This window comes from Sandaracinaceae bacterium (assembly GCA_016706685.1).
Classification (GTDB): Bacteria; Myxococcota_A; Polyangia; order Polyangiales; family Houyiibacteriaceae; genus JADJJE01.
In genome coordinates, this window is record JADJJE010000019.1 from 71,400 (window position 1) to 91,024 (window position 19,625).

Genomic DNA, 19,625 nt, shown 5'->3' on the forward strand with positions numbered 1-19,625 from the left:
GGCTTTGCTTTACTCTTCCAGCAGGATCGCTATCCTGACGGCCGTGACGAGTTCCTTTCCCCCCCCGAAGGAACGCGTTCCGCAGCCGCATACCAATAAGGCTCGGGATCCGTTCGAACGCCACCCTGCATGGGGCGTGCGAACGACCGCCATGGTCCGCACCCTCAAGCGCGCTGCCCGCACGGTGACCGACCACCGCTCGCCGGTGCAGACGCGCGTCGCGCTCGAGAACCTCTCACGCCTGGCGCCCCCGGTGCGCGGCGTCAGCCAGCGGGCGGGTTCGCTCGGCGGAGTGCCCGCGCGCTGGTTCACGCCGCACGGGGCACATGCCCAGGGGCCCGTCCTCATGCACATCCACGGCGGCGGCTTCGCGCTGTGCTCGTCGCACGTGCACGCCACGTTCATCTCGGAGCTGGCGCGCGCCATCAACTGCCGCGCGGTGGGCATCGATTATCGCCTGGCTCCCGAGCACCCGTTCCCGCTGCCCATCGAGGACTGCTACTCCGCCTACCTCGGGCTCCTGGACTCGGGCGTGGACGCCTCCCGCATCGTTCTCTCGGGCGACTCGGCCGGCGGCAACCTGGCGCTGGCCATGCTCCAGCGCGTGCGTGCCTCGGGCAAGCCGCTGCCGCGCCTGGTGCTGCTGCTCTCGCCCTGGGTGGACCTCGAGTGCCGCGGCGACAGCGTGCAGTTCAACGACCCGTACGACTACCTCTCGCGCGACCTGCTGGAACTCTTCGCGGCCTACTACCTGCAGGGCGCCGACCCGCGCGACCCGCAGGCGTCGCCCGTGCACGCGGACCTCTCGGGCTTCCCGCCCATGCTGCTCCAGGCAGGCGGTGGCGAGACGCTGCTCTCCGAGATCCGCACCCTGGCGCGGCGTGCGGAGCGGCAGGGCGTGCGCGTGACGCTGCAAGAGTGGGAGGGCATGTGCCACGCCTTCCACGGGTTCAGCATGTTCATCCCCGAGGCGGCGCGCGCGTTCCACGAGATTGGCGCCTGGGTCAACGCGCAGCAGCAGTGGCCGCGGGCTGGGCTGCTGCAGCGCAGCGTGCCGCGCCTGCACCGGCTCTTCGCGCCGGCCTGAGAGGACGTCCGGCGGTCCCCACGGCGCTTGGGGGCGGCCGCTGTCGCGCCGTTTTTCACACGCGTGAACGATCGTGGGCACGAGCGCCGCCGCCGTGCTCTCGGCCGGGCGTTCGCCTCGCCTTTTGCCGAGAATTGTCCGCTTGGCACGGGGCCTGCTCAAGGGTGCTGGCGTATGCGCCCAGCGAGAACTCCCGTTTCCAGGTCCCGTCCACTCCCCATGGCAGCGCTCGGGTTCACGCTGCTGATCGCGGGCATGGCCCTCCAGCCTGCTCGAGCCTGCGCCGACCTCGGCACGCTGGAGGTGCACTCCGGGGTGCTACGCCTGGAGCGCGCCGGAGAAGCCGTCTGGCGGCCCGTGGTGCGCGGCGGCTTCGCGGCCGAGCTGATTGGCCCGCTGCACATGGGCGCCTACGTGCAGCTCACCGGCTATGACCTGCCTCTGCGCTCGCCGCAGCCGGGCGGTGGCGTGTACTTCTCGGTGCGCCCGCGTCTCCCGGAGCTGCGCCTGCGGCCCGCGGTGGACGCTTCGTTCGGGCGCTTGCGTCTGCCGCTCGAGGGGTTGGACGGGCAGCCTCGTGGTCAGTACGAGCGCACGTTCGTGGTGAGCGTCGCCGGCAGCGTGGGCATCTCCGTGAGCCCTGCGGTCACGCTCGAGGCGCGCGTGGAGTACAGCCACTACTTCGCCACCGAGGCGGGCAGCCAGCTCGACAGCGGCGCCATCGCCATGCTGGCCGGGATGACCATTCACATCCCATGACGGGAATGCGCGGCGCGCGCTCCGTGGTAGCGTCGCTCGCATGGTGGTCCCAGAAGAGAGAGTGCGCGCATGAGCCCTTCCATGTCACAGCGCGCCATCGGCGACATGCTCGGGGACCGCTACCGCATCGTGTCGCTGCTCGGCGAGGGCGGCTTTGGCAGCGTCTACGCGGCGGATGACGTGGAGTCCGGGCAGCGGGTGGCCGTGAAGTGCCTGCACCCGCACCTGGCCCTGGACCACGACGTGGTGGTGCGCTTTCGGCGCGAGGCGCGCGCCGCCACCGAGATTGGTCACCCGGGCATCGTGCAGGTGCTGGACTTCGGTGCGCTGAGCGACGGCACCATCGTGATGGCCATGGAGCTGCTCACGGGCGAGGACCTGGCCAGCAAACTGGCGCGTGACGGCGCGCTGCGCGTGGGCGAGGCCTGCCGGCTCGTGTCGCACGTGTGCGCCGCGCTCGGGGCCGCGCACGACAAGGGCATCGTTCACCGCGACCTGAAGCCGGACAACATCTTCCTGCCTGCGGGCCCGGACGCGCAGCCCATCAAGCTGCTGGACTTCGGCATCAGCAAGTTCCAGACGCCCGCCGAGGGCGCCAGCATGATGACCAAGACGGGCACGGCCATGGGCACCCCGTTCTACATGTCGCCCGAGCAAGCGCAGGGAAAGCGCAGCGTGGACGCGCGCGCGGACATCTACTCGCTGGGCGTCATCTTGTTTCGGCTGCTCACCAACCAGCACCCGTTCGAAGACGACTCGTATCCCATGCTGGTGCTCAAGATCTGCACCGAGCCGCCGCCGCCCGTGCGTCAGTACCGCATGGACGTGCCCGTGGCGCTGGACGCGCTCATCACGCGCACGCTCAGCAAGAACCCCACGGAGCGGCCCGCCACGTGCGCGGAGCTGATGGCCGCGCTCCAGCCCTTCGTGGAGCACGACGTGGCCCCCGTGGTCACACCCGGCGCGGCAACGCGTGGCATGACACCGTCGGCGCTCTCACGGGTGCACAGCCCCATGGCCATGGCCAACACCGCCATGGCGTCTAGCCCCCGCGCGCGGGAAGAAGACCTCGACCTGGACGCGGACGAGCAGAGCGCGCTCGGAGGCGGCGGCAAGGCGTGGATGGGGGTGGCCGCGCTGATCGCGCTGGTGGGTGTGGGCATCGGCGCGTGGTTCCTCTTCGCCCGCGAGCCCGAGCCCGGGCCAGACCCAGCGGACGCACCGGTCGCGCTGCCGGTGCCCACGGAGCCCGACATCGCGCCGCTGACCACGCCGCCGCCCACCACGCTGGGCTGGCGCTTCGTTCACCCGCGCCCGCGCGCCATGCCCTCGTGGCGGGCCGTGGCCGTGGGCGGAGCGGGGCTCGTGGGCGTGGTGGGCAACCGTGGCCAGGCCGGGCGCTTCACCGAGGGGCGCCTGGTGCGCTGGCCCACGGCCACCACGGAAGACCTGCACGCCATCGTGTGGGGCAGCGCCGATGCAGCGTGGGTGGTGGGCGACCGCGGCGTGCTGCGCCGCCTGGACGGCTCGCAGGCGCACGTGGTTCCGTCGGGCACCGAGGCCGCGCTGCGCGACGTGGTGGTGGTGTCGCCCACCGAGCTGGTGGTGGTGGGCGACGCCGGCACGTACCTGCGCGTCATCGGCCAGCGCGTCACGCCCGTGGCCACGGGCATCGACCAGACGCTGTTCGGCGCGCACGCCCGCGACGGCGCCGTGTATGCGGTGGGTCAGGGTGGCCTCATCGTGCGCGTCACCGGCGACCGCGTGGTCACCGAGCGCCCGCCCGGCAGCAGCACGCTGCGCGCCGTGGGCGGCTGCCCGCGCGGGGACCTCTACGCCGTGGGCGACGACGGCCACGTCATGCTGCGCGACCCCGCGGGCGTGTGGCGCCGGCTCAACGGCACGGGCCGTGAGGGCTTCACCGGCATCACCTGCGACGAGGGCCGCGCGGCCGCCTCGGGCACCGGCGGCGGCGTGCTGCTGCTGGCGGGCGAGCGCTCCGTGCGGCTCGACTCGGGCACCGATCAGCCCTTCCGCGACATCGCTGGCATGGACGGCGCGGCCACCTGGGTGGTGGGCGACGCGGGCCGCCTGGCGCTGATGGCCAGCGACCACCTCATCCTGCTGACCGAGGGCACGTCGCACACGCTGCGCGCGGCCGCGTCGCTGGCTGGGCGCCTGGTGGTGGTGGGCGAGTGGGGCACCCTGCTGCGTGAGGGCGACGACAAGTTCACCGAGGGCGAGAGCGGCACCGACGCCGCGCTCGCGGGCATCGCCGCATACCAAGACGACCTGCTGGTGGCCGTGGGCGACCAAGGCGTGATGCTGGGCATCGGCTGGAGCAGCGTGCGCGAGATCGAGAGCCCCACCGAGCAGCCGCTGCGCGCCATCATCGCCAGCGAGGGCTGGCTCACGGCAGTGGGCGCGGGCGGCACCGTGGTGCGCGGTCCGCTCGAGGGGCTGCGCACGGAGATCCTCGAGGGCACGCCCACGCTGTGGGGCATCTCGGGCACGGCCGACGACGCGCTGGCGGTGGGTGACGACGGCGCCGTGGTGCGCCTCACGCGCCTGACCACGGCGCGCTTGCCCTGCGCTGCAGCCACCGGGCTGCGGCTGCGCGCGGTCCACAAGGGCGAGCGCGCGTCGTTCGCGGTGGGCGTGGGCGGCGCCATCGTGCGCATCGAGGGCGACGAGTGCGTGCTGGAGCAGGCGCCCGTGACCGAGCGCGGCGCGCTCTTCGCGGTGGGCCTCGACGACGAGGGGCGCGTGTTCGCAGCCGGCGAGGGCGGGATCGCCTTCGTGCGCGCCAACGACGGCACCTGGAGCGAGCTGGACCTGAGCGTGGACGTGGGGGTGTATGGGCTGCTGCGCACCGACCGCGACGTGTGGTTGCTGGGGGCCAGCGGGGCCATCTTGCGGCACCCGCGGACCGACACGGGCGGGCAGGCGCCGGGGGGCGTCACCGGCGGCGTCAGCGGCTGACGAGGCCCTCCCAGAACGTCATGCCTGCTCGAGTCCCTTTCACGCTTCACGACCTGCTGGCCGAGTGCACGTCCGAGGTGGGGGTGTATCGGCTCGATGACGGGGGCGAGCGCGCGCTCGGCCTACGTGTGCACGTGCCCCCAGCGCTCATGCGGCGTGCACCCTACACCAGCACGGCGTATGCGTTCCTGCAGCAGCTGCGCGGGGCCATCCACGTGCACGGGCTCATCGAGTTCCCGGCGCTGCCGGTGAACCCCACCAACCACACGCTCGCGCAGCGGGCGCCGTGGGAGCACGCCTACAGCCAGAACCCGTATCTGACGGGCTTCCGTCAGCTGCTGCATCAGGACACGCCGCCGTATCCCACCGCGTTCTGGCTGGGGGCGGAGCGGCGCTTCTTCGCCACCTGGGTCACGTCACGAGAGGGCCCGCGGCGGCTCGACCAAGCGCAGCGGGAGGCTCCGCGAGCTACCGTGGACGCGCTGCACGAGCAGCTGGTGCCCGCGTCCCTGCGCGAGCGCTGGGGGACCCTCGTGAACCACCGCCCTGGGCTCCTGCTGCTGGACAACAGCGAGGCCTGCGGGCTCTACCACGGGCGCACGTGCCTGCCGGGCGCTGCTGCCGCCGCGCGCGCGGGTGCAGCCGATGCGCCGTCCTTCGCGTTCAACGAAGTGGGCCTGCTCGAGTACATCGACACCCTGGACGAGTGGCGCGGCGCGGAGCACCGCTGCGTCGAAGACCGTGCGGCGGTGGTGGCGTTCCTGCGCTCGGAAGGCCGGTCTACCCGCGCCACGTCACTCTGACGTTCGTGCCGAACGTTGACGACGATCGAGTCCCTCGAGGCGACGGTCACTGGGCCTCACGAGAAAGGCCACCACCCCTTCTTCTTCGCCTTGGAGGCGGAGGTCTGCGGAGGCTGCTCGGCGGGTGGACGTGGAGCCTTCGAGTGCGGATCCCGCGCGGCGAGCTCGGCCAAGAGCTTTGCCGTCAGCTTGCGGTGTAGGTGCGCTGGGCCGTGTTGGTTCGCCGTCAGGAATGGGAGGTTGAGGTCGTAGTCGTCACGCGTGCGCAACTCGTCGAGCGCGAGGAGGTAGGCCTGCGCGATGCGGGAGAAGACCAGCGCGTCGCGCATCACCGAGACGCCCGCCTCTTGCTCGAAGTCGTGCGCGAGCGCTATCGCGATCCGGGCGACCGTCTCTCCGCGACCAGCGACGCCGAGGTGAGCGGCCGAACAGAGACGGAGCGCTTCGAATGGCGGGCGCCCTTCCTCCAACGCCACCACCAGCGCCTCCGTGAACTTGGCGATCGCGTGCTTGCGGACCTCCCAGGGCACCACCTCGAGCGCCGCTCGAGTGGCCTCGGGCGTGGCGGAATTGACCGTGCCACAGTACAGACAGTCGATCAGCGCCGGCAGTGTGTCCGGGTTTTCGAGTGGCCCGCCGCAGTGGCAGCAGGCGAGTGCGCGCACCTTCATGGCCGCCGAGAGTACCAGCTCGCGCCCGACCTTGTCGCCAGTCCATCAGACGCGAGTCGTGCGCAACCGACTACCCATCGGCCTCGATCTTTTGGGCGCGGGCATCGTCGACCCCGAGGGCCCGCGCGATGAGCGCGACCAGCGCGTCAGGGTCGGTCGCGACCCCTCCGCGATAGCCGCCGCCACCCTGCCGGGGAAGCCCACCCTCGGGGAGGCGCGCCATCCGTGCAGCGAGGGCGAAGGCCTGCTCGCGCTCATCGCCCGTCAAGGTCGCGACCGCGGACTCGAGCCGCTCGGCGAGGGTCTCGTTGGACAGCGCTAGGGCGACCGGCCGCCAACGGAGGAGGGGATGACTCTGGACGTTGACTTCGTAGCTCGCCACTTCCTCCTGGACCAGCGTGAGCTCCTCCTCCGACAGCCGGCCATCGGCCAGCGCGGTCAGCAGAAGGACGTCGAGGATGGCGTACCGCTGCTCCAGCTGTTCCATCGGTTCATCCGCGCCACGCCGGAAGAGCAGCTTGGTGATGTCGATGAAGTGCCCGATGCCGCCGGGTAGCGCGGCGGCTGCAACACCGATGAGCAGATTCTGGACAATCGGATCCATGCACCTCGTTCAGCTTCCAGTCGCCGTAGCCTACACCACCGCGCGGCTCAGCTCAGGGAGGTGCACCTCGCGGGCCAGCCGGTGGATGCCGAAGGCGTGGAGCGCGGCGCCGGCCATCACGGCCACGTGGAACAGCTCGTGCGGGCCTACGATGCCGGGGACCAGATGTGCGGGGGCGGCGAAGTCGATGATGGCGCCGAGGGTGTAGACCAGGCCGCCCAGCAGGATGGGCTTGGCCAGGTCGAAGCCCTGCAGCTTCACCAGGCGCCAGAAGCTGATGGACCCGAGCCAACCGAGGCCCAGGTAGAGCGCGAGGCCCGCCCCCTCGGAGAACTGGTGGAAGTAGACCGTCTTGAGCACCAGGCCCGTGATGGCCGCCGCCCAGGTGACGCCGGTCATGGCCCAGCGCCAGACGCCCGTGACCGACGTCATCTGCAACGCCGTGATGGTGCCCGCGATCATCACCCAGATGGCGGCGTGATCGAGGCGCAGGAGCACGGCGCGCGCCACGGTCTGCATGGGCAGCAGGTGGTACGTGCCGCTCATGGCGAAGAGGAAGACCGACCCCAGCGAGAAGACGCCGATGCCCACGCGCGCGGCGGGCGTGCGGCCCGCGCGGATGAGCGGGTACGTCAGCAGCAGCGCCACCAGCGCCGCGGCCAGGTGTGAGCACGACGCGAGCGGCTCCGCGAAGCCGGCGATGGCGTGGATGGGCGCGACGAAGGACTTGGCCATGGCTTCAGGCTACTGCTCGTGGGCCAGCGCTGTGTCTGCGCGAGGTGAAAGCATGTCTCCATCGTGTCACGCCCACATGCGTTAGAGTGTCTGCGTGCGGACCATCGCCATTGGTGACCCCCAGGCTCCCTTCGTCACGTTCCTGGGCGTCCTGCAGCACCATCGGCTGCTCGGTGCGGATGGCCGGCTGCGGGCGGACGTGCACCTGGTGTCGATGGGCGACCACTTCGACTTCGGCAAGCCGGACGTGCGCGAGCAAGCCACCGCCGACGGGGAGGCCATCCTGCGCTGGCTGGCCGACCACTCGCCCGAACAGGTGACCATCCTGCTGGGCAACCACGACCTGGCGCGCGTGTGCGAGCTGCGTGGCTACAGCGACGAGGCGTTCGGGCTGGCTCACACCGAGGCGCGCGCGCTGTACGAAGCCAAGGCGGACGAGGCCGAGTTCCTGACGCGTCACCCCTCCGTGCCGGACAGCGAGGCGCTGGCGCGGGACTACTCGTGCTTCAGCGTCTCCCAGCGCGAGCTGGTGACCGAGCTGTTGCGTAGCGGCCGCTTTCGGCTCTCGGCGCACCACGCGGGGATGTTGCTCGTGCACGCGGGGGTCACTCGCGAAGACCTCGCTGCGGTGGGCATCGAGGCCACCCACGCAGTGGCCGTGTCGGATGCGCTCAACGCGTTGTTGGATGCGCGTGTGGCGGCGTGGACGACTGGCCCGCTGGACCTCTGGCCGCTGCACCAGCCTGGCTCGGCGGCGCGTGGGGAAGGGCGCGGCGTGCTGTATCAGCGCCCGTGCGACCCCGCGGTGGAGGACCCGCGCAAGCTCGACGGGCCACCGCGCCGGCGCTTCGACCCACGCCAGCTGCCCGACGCCTTCGCGCAGGTCATTGGGCACATTCGCGACGGGAAGTGCCGCGAGCTCATGCCGGCTTGGTGCGAGCCCGGTCCGGCCCTTGACGCCACGCTGCGCTCACTCACGGTGAGCGGCGACGGCGTGCGCTACGAGCCGCGCTGCAACCCGGACGCGCGGCTGTATTTCACCGACGCGGGCATGCTGCACGTGCCCCCGGAGAGCTACCCATTGCTCGACCTCGACACGCGGCAGCCGCTAGAGCCCATGCGCTGACCACGCTGCCCGTTGGGTCACCCGCTGGGGTAGGAAACCCGTGCTCAGTGGAGTAACCTCCGCCACGTTGTGAACAAGGATTCCGTCACGGTCGGTGACCTCGCCAGGGAGCGCCGCCGCCACACGCTGATTGAGCGGCCGGAAGCCCAGGCCCAGTTCCTGCGGTGCCTCGACTCGGACGCGAGCGGGCCGTGCGTGCTGTTCTTGAGCGCGCCGGGTGGCACCGGGAAGACCATGTCGCTGCGGCTCTTCGAGACGCTGGCCCGAGAGCGTGGGGTGGCCACCACGTGGGTGGACGCGCGCGACGTTCCCGCCGACGCGCGCGCCGCCGAGCTGCGCTTTGCAGAGGCGCTGGCCGACCTGGCCGACGCGCGCCGGGGCGTGGTGTTCGTGGACACCTTCGAGGCGCACCAGAGCCTCGAGCGCATCTACCGCGATCGCATCCTGCCAATGGCGCCGAAGACGGTGCGTGTCGTGCTGGCCAGCCGACACAGCCCCGACCTTCGCTTCCGCAGCGACCCCGCCTGGGACCGGCTGCTGCTCGTCTACCGCCTGCCGCTGCTGTCGCCCACCGAAGCCGAGGCGTTGCTGCGCGCGCGCGAGGTCCCGGAGGCCGAGCGCCCGGAGCTGATCCAGCTGGCCCGCGGCCACGCCCTCACGCTGGCCTGCCTGGCCACCGAGAGCCCCGAGGCGCGCCGCCGCTATCGCGCGGGGCCCCACGTGCTGGCCGAGCTGAGTGACCCCATGGACGCCGATGAGCGCCGCGCGGTGTTCGTGCTGTGCTTGGTGGGCTGGATCGACGAGCGCGACCTCACTCATGCGGCAGGCACCGCTGGCTTCCTCCCACGCCTCGAGCGGCACGGGTTCGTGGAGCGCGTGGGGCGGCGCTGGCGCATCCACGATCTGTACCGCGCGGGCTTCCTGGCGCGTTTCGTGGTGGAGCTTGGCGACGACCTGGTCGCCCTGGTGCGGCGCGCCGCCTGGGTGATCCTGGGCCGCTATCGGGACGAGCCCGACTACGAGCGGCGCCGGCAATACGTGAACGAGGTGAGCCACATCCTGCGCACGCTGCCGCCGGGCGAGGCCCTCTTCGAGTTCGTGGAACAGCCAGTCTACTACCGCGATGCCATGCGGCCGGCGGACGTGCCGGCCATCGTGGCCGCCATCCGGCGCTTCGAGGGCCACACCAGTGCCACCCTCGCAGCCGAGCACCTGGCGCGCTTCCCGGAGCTCTGCGAGGTGCAGCGCAGCGTGGAGGGCGAGCCCGTGGGCGTGATGGTCTGGATGGACGCTTCACTTCTCCGCGACATGGACGTGGTGAGGGACCCCGCCGCACGCCGGCTGCGAGCCTTGGCGCAACCGGGCCGCGGGCCGCGGATGCTGCGCTGGTGGCTGAGCCTCGAGACCTATCAAGAGCCCACGCCCGCCTTCTTCCAGCTGACGTTGGACGCGGCCGCTGCGGGGCTGGCGCGCACGGACCTGCTCCTGCACGCCCACGCGGTGCGGGTGCTCACCCCGGCGTCCGGCTCCATCTGGCACGACCTGGGGCTGCTGGACCGCTTCACGGAGCTCGAGTTCGATGTGGAGGGGCATGCCTACACCGTGCTCGGCTACGACTTCCGGCGCGAGACTCCGCTCGAGCGCATGTTCCGCAACATCGACTGCATGGCGGCGTTGGCCACCCCCCCCGGCGCCGCCCAGCCGGCTTCTGCGCCACCTCCAGCGCGCAGCAGCCTAGCGCCCGCCGCGCCCCTTTCAGACCTCGAGGGCGCTGTGTCGGAGGCGCTGCGCTGGTACCGCCACGATGACCGTCTGAGTCGTGTGCGCCTTGCCAGCGCCATGCCGGAGGAGACGCCACTGGCCCGCGCTGCGCGGGTGCGCACGCTGCTCGAGACGGCGCACGCCCGCATGCGCCCGACGGGGCGGTACCCGGAGCCGGCCACGCTCATCACGCGTGCCTACTTCGACCGGACCGAGAAGCAGCTGGCCATCGCATCCGAGTTCGGCGTCCCGCACGGCACCTTCCGGCGCAAGCTGCGCGAAGCGGTGGAGCTGCTGAGCGCATGCGTGCTGAGCGTGTGGGCGGAGGTCGACGAAGCGCGCACAGGCTGAGCCCTGGGCGTCCAGTCTACGATTTGGTCGATTTGGTCGATTCTTTTTGTTGCTATTGGCCTAAATCGCACTACGCTGACAGAATGCGAGCTGGGGCCATGCTCACCACCACCGAAGCTGCCGCGCTCGCCGCCGTGGCCCCCTCGACCATCAAGCGCTGGGCGGACCAGGGGCTGCTGGCGTACTCGCGCACGGTGGGAGGTCACCGACGTTTCGAGCGCGCCGCCGTGGAGCGCCTCCTGCGCGAGAGCATGCCCAGCGCCGTGGTGGGCGCCGGAGACGACCTGCCCGAAGACGGCTGGGTGCGCTGCTTGATCGACGGACCGCGCTACGAGCTCGACGGACGCCTGCTGGAGGCGCGCGCACGGCTGGGGCGCTGGTGCGACGTGGCCGACGAGGTGGCCCTCGCGCTGCACCAGCTGGGCAAGGCCTGGGAACGTGGCCTCATCAGCATCGCGGACGAGCACGTGGCGTCGGACAACCTGACGCGGGCCCTCGCGCGGGTGGGCGACACGCTGCCCTCGCGGTTGCACGGGCCACGCTGCCTGCTGGCCTGCGCGGGAGACGACGAGCACACGCTCGGGCTGTCGTTGGCGGAGCTGTGCCTGCGCGAGGTGGGCTGGGTGCCCATCTGGCTGGGGCGCCGCACTCCGCTCGGCGAGGTGGCGCGCTTGGTGGTGGAAGGCGACGTGGACCTGGTGTCGCTGTGCGCGTCCGAAGTGAGCCGTGATGCGCGCGCCCTGGCCGCCCTCGAGACCGAGCTGGGCGCGGTGTGCCGCGAGCACGAGGTGGGGCTGGTGTTGGGTGGCGCGGGCAGCTGGCCCACCGCGCCCGTGCAGGGCGTGCGCGTCCAGTCGTTCGCAGCGTTTCGTGAGCTGCTGGTCGGCCGCGAGGTCGTCACCTGAGCCTCGCGCCACGCACCGTGCTGCTGACGGGCGCCACCGGCTTCGTGGGTGGCGCCGTGCGGCCGGCGCTCGAGGCCGCCGGGTGGAAGGTGCGCTGCCTGACGCGCGACGTGGCGCGGGCCAGCGCGCGCGAGCCAGAGGTGGCGTGGGTGCAGGGCGACCTCGGCGACGCGGACTCTTGCGCCCGGGCGCTCGCGGGCTGCGACGCGGCGCTCTACCTGGTGCACGGCATGGGCGAGGGCGCGGACTACCACGAGCGCGAGGTGCAGGCCGCCAAGGGCTTCGCGCGCGCGGCGGCCGAGGCGGGGGTTCAGCGCATCGTCTACTTGGGTGGCGTGGCGCCCAGCGGTGACGGCGGCTCCGAGCACCTGCGCAGCCGGCGCGACGTGGGCGAGGCGCTGCGCGGGGGCAGCGTCACCACCGTGGAGCTGCGCGCCAGCATGATCGTGGGGCGCGGTAGCTTGAGCTGGCTGATGGTGCGCGACCTGGCCGCGCGCTTGCCGTTCATGGTGCTGCCGCGCTGGCTCGCGTCGCGCACCGAGCCCGTGGCCATTCACGACGTGGTGCTGGCGCTGGTGAACGCGCTCGAGCTGCCGCTCGCCGAGAGCGCGTGGTTCGACATCCCGGGCCCGGAGGTGTTGTCGGGCAAGGAGATCCTGGACCGCAGCGCCGAGGCCATTGGAGTGGGCCGGCCGCTCACGCTGGCGGTGCCCTTGCTGTCACCGCGCCTGTCGTCGCACTGGGTGCGCTTCGTGACGCGCGCCGAGTGGGCGGTGGCCCGCGAGATCGTGGTGGGGCTCACCGAGGACCTGCTGGCGCACGACCAGCGCTTCTGGGAGCTGACGCAACACCCCCCGCGCGCCACCTTCACGCAGGCGGCAGAGCGCGCGCTCGAAGCCGAACAAGCGGATGGACGCCTGCCCGGCTTCTGGGGCGCCGTGGAGCGCGCGCGGCGGCGCGACCCGCTCGAGAAGCTGGCGTGGCTGTTCGTTGCGCTGTGGCTGGTGGCGGCGTGCAGCACGCACGCGGTGGGCATCTGGTGGGGCTTCGGTGTGGCGGCGGTGGTGCTGGGCGGAACGGCGCTGCGGCTCGATCCGCAGGCGCGCGCGAGCCTTCTGCCCACGGTGACGCAGCTGCTGCTGGGCACGGCCGCGGGCGGCGTCATGGTTGCGGCCACCTATGTGGTGTATCCGCTCTTCACGCGGGTGGCGCCCTTCCTCGCACAGGACACGGCCGCGCTCTACGCCGCCTTCCGGGCCGCGCCGCCGGTGATCGCCACGCTGGTGCTGCTGCCCGCGATCCTGGGCGAGGAGCTGGTCTGGCGTGGGGTGGTGCAGCGCTCGCTCGAGCAGCGCCTCGGCATGTGGCGTGGCTGCGGCGCGACGGCGGTGCTGTATGCGTTCGCGCTCGTGCCGCTCGGCTTGCCCGTGCTGGCGCTGGCGGCGCTGCTCTGCGGCCTCGTATGGGGTGGCTTGCGCGCGGCGTCGGGCAGCCTGGTCGCGCCGCTGGTGGCCCACGTGCTCTGGGATCTCTTCGTCCTGCTCTTCCTGCCGCTGGACGCACCATGAGGGTCCGTGAACGGGGAAGTCGACCGACCTCGCGGCCGATGCATCCCGGCTGGCTGCGTTGCTCCTCGGTCACATACCTCGCGGTATGCTCCCTCGTCGCGCCTTGCCAGCCGGGCGCCTCGCCCGCGATCTCTGGTCAACTTCCGCGTTCGCGGACCCTAACGGCCCGCGCGCGGGCCCCGAGGAACACATGGCTCACTACATCACGTCCGTCTCCACGCCGCTCTCACCCGAAGAGGCCTTCGCCTACATGGCCGACGTCCGAAACTTCGCGGCGTGGGACCCGGGCGTCACGCGTGCCGTGCGGGTGAAGGGCGACGGCCAGAGCGTGGGCTCGGCCTACGACCTCACCGTGAAGGCCGGCGGCACCACCGTGATGCGCTACGTGGTGAAGGCCTACGAGGCCCCGCGGCGCGTGTTCCTGGTGTCGCGCACCACGTTCTTCGTGTCCGAAGACGAGATCCGGGTGGAGCCCTCCGGCACCGGCTCGGTGGTGACCTACGACGCCATCCTCACGCTGCGCGGGCCGCTCGGGCTGTTCGACCCGCTGCTGCGCCTGGCCTTCGGGCGCATCGGGGACCGCGCCGCCGCGGGCATGCGCAAGGCCCTGCGCGGCACCGAGGTGGTGGCATGAGCAGCGCGGGCCGCGTGGCCGACGGCGTGGACGCGGCGCTCGAGTGGAGCATCGGCGGCAGCTTCACGCGCGTGGGCTCGGCCGTGCGCCGGCGGCTCGACCACTGGGAGTCGCTCGAGGGCACGGACCTCACGGGCCGCGTCATCGTGATCACGGGCGCCACGTCTGGCCTGGGGCTCGAGGCCGCCCGCAGCTTCGCGCGCATGGGGGCCACGCTCACGCTCATCGGGCGCAACCCCAGCAAGCTGGCCCGCACCTGCGCCGAGCTGCGCGCCAGCACTGGCAACACGCACATCCACGAGCTCGTGGCCGACACGGGGGACCTCGCGGCGCTGCAGCGCGCCGCCACGCAGCTGCGCGTGCTCTACCCGCAGATCCACGTGCTCATCCACAACGCCGGCGCGCTCGACGACGTGCGCAACGAGAGCCCCGAGGGCACCGAGCTCACGGTGGCGAGCCAGGTGGTGGGGCCCGTGCTGCTCACCGAGCTGCTGCTGCCCGCGCTGCGTGCGGCGAAGGGCGCGCGCGTGCTGTGGGTGTCCTCGGGCGGCATGTACAGCGAGCCGCTCTCCGTGGCCAAGCTGGAGATGACGCCCGCCGACTACGACGGCGTGAAGGCCTACGCGCGGGCCAAGCGCGCGCAGGTGACGCTCACGGAGATGTACGCCGAGCGCCTGCGCGCCGACGGCATCGTGGTGCACGCCATGCACCCGGGCTGGGCCGACACGCCGGGGGTGGCGCGCTCGCTGCCCATGTTCCGGCGCGTGGTGGGGCCGCTGCTGCGCACACCGGCCGAGGGCGCCGACACGCTCGTGTGGCTGGCCGTGAACGATAGCGAGGTGCTCGCCGAGAGCGGCCTGTTCTGGCTCGACCGCCGGCCACGCCCGATTCACCGCTTTGCCCACACGCGCCGCTCCGATACGCCGGAGGAGCGTGCGAAGCTGCTGGCGTGGGTGCGCGGCAAGGCCGGGCTCACGGGCTGAGACCGGCAGCGCTCAGAGCGGGCGCAGCGGGCGGTCGCGCATGCGCCACGCCAGGCGCGTGGCGATGGACATGATGGAGAGCTGCGGGTTCACGCCGAGGCTCGTGGGCAGCACCGAGCCGTCCACCACGTAGAGCTCCTCCATGTCGAAGGCGCGCCCGTCGGCGTCCACCACCGCGTTGACCGGGTCCTTGCCCATGCGCGCGGTGCCGAGCGGGTGCTGCGACGATGTCTCGAAGCGGCTCATGGGGATGGCGTCGAGGTCCAGCTTGCGGAACGCGTCCGCGCTGAGCCCACCGGGCAAGCCCAGCAGCGGCGGGAACACCTCCTTGGCGCCCGCGGCGAGGTACGTCTCACCGAGCGCCCGCACGGTGGCCGAGACCTTGGGCCGGTCTTCGCGCGCCATGCGGTACGTCACGATGGGCTCGCGCCCGAAGCCGCGCCGCACGGTGCCGCCGCCCTCGTCGTGGATCATGCCGCCGAACATGGCGATGTTGGGCAGCTGCTGGGCGCGCTCGTGATGTGCGGGCCCGATGCCGGGCATGGTGGCGGCGATCACGCTCGGCGGGATGAACACGCTCACCAGCGTGGCGCCCGCTTCCTCGAAGGCGTCGCTGAAGGCCGACTGCATGGCGCCGTGCCAGCCGCGCACGTCTTCGTCGAAGCGCGCCATCATGCGGAAGCCGGGATGCAGCGTCATGCGCTTGCCCAGCACCTTGCTCTGCTTGCCCACGCCGCTGCGCTCGAGGATCAGCGGCGTGTACCAAGCGCTGCAGGCCAGCACCACGCGCCGCGCGTGCACGGTGAGCTCGCTGCCCAGGGTCCCGTTGGGGCCGTTCAAGATGCGGCCCGTCACGCCCACGGCGCGGCCACCACGGCTCAGTACCTTGTTCACCACGCAGTGCGAGTAGACCGTGGCGCCGGCCTTCACGCCGCGCGGCAGGTAGCTCAGGTCCACGCTCAGCTTCGCGCCTTCGGGGCAGCCGAAGTTGCAGCGCCCGCAGCCCTTGCAGTCCTTCGTGTTGCGGCGCAGCGGCTTCAGCTCGAAGCCCCGCTTGCGCGCGCCCTCGTCGAACAGCGTGGTGGCGCGCGAGCGCATGGCGGTGGGCACCGTCTCGATGTGGCAGTGCCGCTCCACGGCCTGCGTGGCCTCCTCCATGGACTCCTCGGTGTACTCGGGCAGCCCGTGGTGCCTCTGCCACTCGTGCAGGATGCGCCCCGGCAGGCGGAAGCAGACCCCGCCCGTGAGCACGGAAGAGCCACCCACCACCTTGCCCATGGTTACGTTGATGGCCGGCGAGTCGCCGAGCGGGATGGCGATGGTCATGCCGCCGTCGCGCCAGATGTGCCGCAAGGACTCGCTCACGCGCATCTTCCCGTACTCGGCGTGGGGCACGTGCGCGCCCTCCTCCAGCACGATCACGCGCTGCCCCGACTCCGCCAGCTCGGTGGCCACCACGGCGCCGCTCGCGCCGGAGCCCACCACCACCACATCGCAGTCCAAGATCAACGAGCCGCGATGGTCGCGTGCGCTCAGGTAGCTCATGACTTGGCCTCCACCATGCAGCCGGCGTCCACGCCCACGCTGCGCCGCACCTCGGGGTGCTCGTACCAGAGGAAGCAGAGCATGGTCTTCGCGGCCAGCACCGAGAGCCCGGCGGGCGACTGCTCCACCTTCTCGATGGCGTGCACGCGGTCCGTCACCGACAGGCGCGTGAGCGGGGGAAGCTTGCCGATGGCCAGCGGCGCGAGGGTCAGGAGGCCCGTGACGCCCGACTGGAACACCAGCTGCGCCCGCGAGCCCGAGCGCGCCAGGTAGTCGTCCAGCTCCTCCATCAGCCAGTCCAGGCGCTCCGCGGGCGGCGGGCCGTCGTGGGTGGAGAAGAGCGCCTCGGCGAACGCGCGCGCGGCCGGGCGCAAGGGGCGAGGCAAGGTCCAGCTGCGGTACGGGGCGTCGGCCACGCGCACACGGGTGGGGTTGGCGGTCATGGCACTGAGTGTCGGCTTTTCGCGGGGTGGCTGGCAAGGGCGGTCTGCGTCACGCTCGCGCCCGCGGTGGCGAGGTTGTCCGCCCGCGTTTCACCAAGTCGAGGAGGTTCCCCATGAAGAAGCTACTGGTCCCGGTGGTGTGTGCTCTCGTTGGATGTGCGGCTGGCGTGGCGATGCCCGCCATCACGGCGCAGACGTTTCCGACTCCCGTCAATGTGCAGCCGGTGCAGGCGTTCTGTGAGTCGTACCAACGTCAGGGGCAGAGGTACGAGGCGGTGCAGCGTTATGGCGCCGAAGGGTTTCACCTGACGGCACTGGATGGTCCCCAGGTCTGCTTCGAGCGCCCCGCCCAGTAGCGGGCGCGCCCGCGGCGACCGGCATGAGGGGACACGACGTCTACGCCAACGGTCGGCGCATGCGGAGTGACATCGAGGCGCCATCCTCGAACGGCTTGCCGTCGCGGCGAAAGCCCGCGCGCTCGCAGAAGCGAACGCCTCGCGCGTTCCCAGCGAGGACGCGGAGCACGGCCGTTGCGTAACCACTGGCCGTCGAGCGCGCGCGTCAGGGCGTTGTGACCCTCACGCCCGTGGTCGAGCGCTGCCGAGGCGCTCGGCCGGGAGTCCGCCTGACCAGCGCGGAGGGGCCATCGAAGCGCGGCCACGTTCTGTGGCACTCTCGCCGTGTATGACGATCAGCCTGCGTCTCCTGGCTTCGCAGCGTCTCGCGTGGGCGTTGCCGCTCGTGCTCCACGGATGCGGTTCGGCGGCGGTTCCGGCGGTGACGGAGCCCACGGTGTCGTCTGCCGCATGCCCGCCGTCCGAGGCCGGTACGGACCCGCGTGTCATCACACTGCTCGGCAACGCCTCGACGAGCCTCGCGCGCGGTGACCACAGCGCGGCGGTGGCGTTGCTGCGCGCCGCGGCGTCCCTCGGTCCGTCGCCCCTCGACGACCCGGCAACGCGGAACGCCCTCAGCGCCATGCCGCTGCCCATCGCCGTGACGCCCTCGACCACCGCCTACGACCGGTCGGCAGATGGCGCGGTGGTGGCGTTCATCGCGCAGCCGAGCGCGCTGCAGGCCGACTCCGACGTAGCCACCCTCTGCGACGGCTCACCGCTCGAGTGGGCGAACCTGGCGACCCGCACGCGAGGCTCGCTGCCCCTCGCCGCCCTCGCGGTGGAAGACCGGCTGGCGCCGCTGCTCGCGCTGGACGCCGAGGCCGCGGCGCAACACCGCATGGTGCAAGTGCTGCATACCGAGCGTGGCTGTGTACCGACGGCGGATGCGTGCGGGATCGAGCCGCAGGAACCGCGGCAATTCGACATCGAAGGTGGCTACGCCACGTCCGTGCTGCTCCCACGACGCGATCTCTGCGGGCGGCTGGAAGCCGTCTCGCCCCATGGTGCCTTCGCTGTGGTGGCGCTGCCCGACGTGCAGGTGGGTCGCATGGGTACCGGCATCTGCACGCTGCCCAGTCGCCTCGCCTTCCCCTCCGAGTCCCAGCAGCTGGTGTGCGTCGGCACGCGCTATCAGGTGGTCGCGCTGGCCGACGGGCGCATCGCGCTCGATGCGGCTCACGACACGGAAGCCATCCGCATCGCAGAGGACGAGCGCCATGCCTACGTGCGCACCCGCGACAGCGCGCGCGTGGTTCCGCTGGTGTCGGGCCTCGCGGAGGCCGCGCTCGCCGCCGACTGTCGCGGGCCCGCCGCCTTCTCGAACGACGGCGGAAGCCTCGTGAGCGTGTGCGGCACCCGCATCGATGTCGTCACCCTCGGGGCGAACGTGAGCACGCGCTCCCTGCCGCTGGACGCGCGCGGCCTCGGGCCGCTGCACGAGCAGCCCATCCTGGCCATCGCCACCAACGACGCGGTGGATCGCATCGCCCTGGTGTTCGCGCCCTCGGCAGTCCGCTACGTCGGCTATCAGCGCTGGGCGCTGCTGGATGCGCGTGGCCGAGTGGCCTACCGGGTGGACGCAGCGGACCCCAGCCCCCGGGCAGAGGCCACCGCCGTCTCCCCGCTGTACGAGCCGCGCAGGGCCACGCTGCCGGTCGTGCGCAGCGGTTCCGACGGCATCTACTGCGGGCGCAATGACCGCGAGCACCGCGGGCAGACGTTGATGTTGGACGCCAGTGTGGGCGCGCGCTTCGCGAACGCGAGCGTGGTGCTCTACGCGCGCAGCTACGAGTTCGTTCCCACCGAGTTCTGGCAGCTACGTAGTGGCCCTCAGCAGCGAGGCGGCCAGACCCGCATGCGCCTGCTGCAGGTGCACCGCATGTTCGGCGCTGGCGAGTGGCTGACCACCGAGCCGGCGACGGAGGAGTCGCGTCTGCGGCTGGTGTTCGAGTACGCATCCACCGACGAGCGGGGAGACGCCCTCGATGAAGCGAGACCGGACGCCCCTATCGGACCGTCACGCTGGGATACCCCTGCCGACGAGGATGCCTCTGCCGTCACAGCGGACCTCGCTGCCTTCCTCGCAGCCTCGGGGGCACGTACCAATCTGCGGGTCTGTCCGGACGACTTGCGGGTGGTGGCTGTCCTCCCCATGCCGGCTGCCGAGTCGGTGTGGGCAGACGTCAGGACCTGCGTCCAGCCGCCGCCCAGCTCCCCGAGCGAGGACGGGTTGTGCGGCGGCGGTCGGATCTGACGGGGCGCTCCACCAG

General features: G+C 71.8%; 17 protein-coding genes. 12 read left to right on the forward strand and 5 right to left on the reverse strand.

What is annotated here, in order from left to right; all coding sequences use genetic code 11:
* Positions 1-151: 151 nt before the first annotated feature.
* From IPI43_22780 to IPI43_22795, 4 genes are all read left to right on the forward strand, one after another.
* A complete protein-coding gene (locus tag IPI43_22780) occupies positions 152-1,087 on the forward strand; it encodes an alpha/beta hydrolase (GenBank protein ID MBK7776919.1) in 936 nt (311 codons plus the stop codon).
* Between the two features lie 219 nt (positions 1,088-1,306).
* Entirely contained in the window at positions 1,307-1,846 is a 540-nt protein-coding gene (locus IPI43_22785; protein MBK7776920.1) for a hypothetical protein, read from the forward strand.
* A 69-nt stretch (positions 1,847-1,915) separates the two neighbouring features.
* Complete coding sequence (locus IPI43_22790; protein MBK7776921.1) at positions 1,916-4,828, forward strand: protein kinase; 2,913 nt, start codon at positions 1,916-1,918, stop codon at positions 4,826-4,828.
* 20 nt (positions 4,829-4,848) lie between these two features.
* Positions 4,849-5,631, forward strand: a complete 783-nt coding sequence (locus IPI43_22795) for a hypothetical protein (GenBank protein ID MBK7776922.1) — start codon at positions 4,849-4,851, stop codon at positions 5,629-5,631.
* Between the two features lie 56 nt (positions 5,632-5,687).
* Here the strand turns inward: IPI43_22795 and IPI43_22800 are convergent, their stop codons facing one another.
* The 3 genes from IPI43_22800 to IPI43_22810 form a co-directional block, all read right to left on the reverse strand.
* Positions 5,688-6,302 carry a hypothetical protein gene (locus IPI43_22800; GenBank protein MBK7776923.1) on the reverse strand — a complete coding sequence of 205 codons (615 nt, stop codon included), beginning with the start codon at positions 6,300-6,302 and terminating at the stop codon, positions 5,688-5,690.
* A gap of 70 nt (positions 6,303-6,372) precedes the next feature.
* The gene (locus tag IPI43_22805; GenBank protein MBK7776924.1) at positions 6,373-6,906 is read right to left on the reverse strand and encodes a hypothetical protein; all 534 of its coding nucleotides are present in this window, start codon (positions 6,904-6,906) and stop codon (positions 6,373-6,375) included.
* A gap of 30 nt (positions 6,907-6,936) precedes the next feature.
* A complete protein-coding gene (locus IPI43_22810) occupies positions 6,937-7,641 on the reverse strand; it encodes a hemolysin III family protein (GenBank protein ID MBK7776925.1) in 705 nt (234 codons plus the stop codon).
* Positions 7,642-7,735: 94 nt separating this feature from the next.
* On the opposite strand from IPI43_22810, the gene IPI43_22815 reads away from it, so the two are divergent.
* The 6 genes from IPI43_22815 to IPI43_22840 all read left to right on the forward strand — a co-directional run bounded on the left by IPI43_22815 (position 7,736) and on the right by IPI43_22840 (position 14,969).
* The gene (locus IPI43_22815; protein ID MBK7776926.1) at positions 7,736-8,767 is read left to right on the forward strand and encodes a metallophosphoesterase; all 1,032 of its coding nucleotides are present in this window, start codon (positions 7,736-7,738) and stop codon (positions 8,765-8,767) included.
* Positions 8,768-8,836: 69 nt separating this feature from the next.
* The gene (locus IPI43_22820; GenBank protein MBK7776927.1) at positions 8,837-10,879 is read left to right on the forward strand and encodes a hypothetical protein; all 2,043 of its coding nucleotides are present in this window, start codon (positions 8,837-8,839) and stop codon (positions 10,877-10,879) included.
* Between the two features lie 83 nt (positions 10,880-10,962).
* Positions 10,963-11,784 carry a helix-turn-helix domain-containing protein gene (locus tag IPI43_22825; protein MBK7776928.1) on the forward strand — a complete coding sequence of 274 codons (822 nt, stop codon included), beginning with the start codon at positions 10,963-10,965 and terminating at the stop codon, positions 11,782-11,784.
* 17 nt (positions 11,785-11,801) lie between these two features.
* Positions 11,802-13,352, forward strand: a complete 1,551-nt coding sequence (locus tag IPI43_22830) for an NAD(P)H-binding protein (protein ID MBK7776929.1) — start codon at positions 11,802-11,804, stop codon at positions 13,350-13,352.
* A gap of 190 nt (positions 13,353-13,542) precedes the next feature.
* The gene (locus IPI43_22835; protein MBK7776930.1) at positions 13,543-13,986 is read left to right on the forward strand and encodes an SRPBCC family protein; all 444 of its coding nucleotides are present in this window, start codon (positions 13,543-13,545) and stop codon (positions 13,984-13,986) included.
* Positions 13,983-14,969, forward strand: coding sequence for an SDR family NAD(P)-dependent oxidoreductase (locus IPI43_22840; GenBank protein MBK7776931.1), 987 nt, complete (start codon positions 13,983-13,985; stop codon positions 14,967-14,969). Before IPI43_22835 ends, IPI43_22840 begins: the two co-directional genes overlap by 4 nt.
* Before the next feature lie 12 nt (positions 14,970-14,981).
* Here IPI43_22840 and IPI43_22845 read toward each other — a convergent pair whose 3' ends face one another.
* Complete coding sequence (locus IPI43_22845; GenBank protein MBK7776932.1) at positions 14,982-16,514, reverse strand: GMC family oxidoreductase; 1,533 nt, start codon at positions 16,512-16,514, stop codon at positions 14,982-14,984.
* Complete coding sequence (locus tag IPI43_22850; GenBank protein MBK7776933.1) at positions 16,511-16,957, reverse strand: hypothetical protein; 447 nt, start codon at positions 16,955-16,957, stop codon at positions 16,511-16,513. Before IPI43_22850 ends, IPI43_22845 begins: the two co-directional genes overlap by 4 nt.
* A 113-nt stretch (positions 16,958-17,070) precedes the next feature.
* Between IPI43_22850 and IPI43_22855 the strand changes: the two genes are divergently transcribed.
* On the forward strand, positions 17,071-17,313 hold the full coding sequence (locus IPI43_22855) for a hypothetical protein (protein MBK7776934.1): 243 nt from the start codon (positions 17,071-17,073) through the stop codon (positions 17,311-17,313).
* A 436-nt stretch (positions 17,314-17,749) separates the two neighbouring features.
* Entirely contained in the window at positions 17,750-19,609 is a 1,860-nt protein-coding gene (locus IPI43_22860; protein MBK7776935.1) for a hypothetical protein, read from the forward strand.
* Positions 19,610-19,625: the final 16 nt, after the last annotated feature.

Coding starts and splice junctions, on each gene's coding strand:
- IPI43_22780 (MBK7776919.1), top strand. CDS start 152: ATGGTCCGCACCCTCAAGCGCGCTGCCCGCACGGTGACCGACCACCGC.
- IPI43_22785 (MBK7776920.1), top strand. CDS start 1,307: ATGGCAGCGCTCGGGTTCACGCTGCTGATCGCGGGCATGGCCCTCCAG.
- IPI43_22790 (MBK7776921.1), top strand. CDS start 1,916: ATGAGCCCTTCCATGTCACAGCGCGCCATCGGCGACATGCTCGGGGAC.
- IPI43_22795 (MBK7776922.1), top strand. CDS start 4,849: ATGCCTGCTCGAGTCCCTTTCACGCTTCACGACCTGCTGGCCGAGTGC.
- IPI43_22800 (MBK7776923.1), bottom strand. CDS start 6,302: ATGAAGGTGCGCGCACTCGCCTGCTGCCACTGCGGCGGGCCACTCGAA.
- IPI43_22805 (MBK7776924.1), bottom strand. CDS start 6,906: ATGGATCCGATTGTCCAGAATCTGCTCATCGGTGTTGCAGCCGCCGCG.
- IPI43_22810 (MBK7776925.1), bottom strand. CDS start 7,641: ATGGCCAAGTCCTTCGTCGCGCCCATCCACGCCATCGCCGGCTTCGCG.
- IPI43_22825 (MBK7776928.1), top strand. CDS start 10,963: ATGCGAGCTGGGGCCATGCTCACCACCACCGAAGCTGCCGCGCTCGCC.
- IPI43_22835 (MBK7776930.1), top strand. CDS start 13,543: ATGGCTCACTACATCACGTCCGTCTCCACGCCGCTCTCACCCGAAGAG.
- IPI43_22840 (MBK7776931.1), top strand. CDS start 13,983: ATGAGCAGCGCGGGCCGCGTGGCCGACGGCGTGGACGCGGCGCTCGAG.
- IPI43_22845 (MBK7776932.1), bottom strand. CDS start 16,514: ATGAGCTACCTGAGCGCACGCGACCATCGCGGCTCGTTGATCTTGGAC.
- IPI43_22850 (MBK7776933.1), bottom strand. CDS start 16,957: ATGACCGCCAACCCCACCCGTGTGCGCGTGGCCGACGCCCCGTACCGC.
- IPI43_22855 (MBK7776934.1), top strand. CDS start 17,071: ATGAAGAAGCTACTGGTCCCGGTGGTGTGTGCTCTCGTTGGATGTGCG.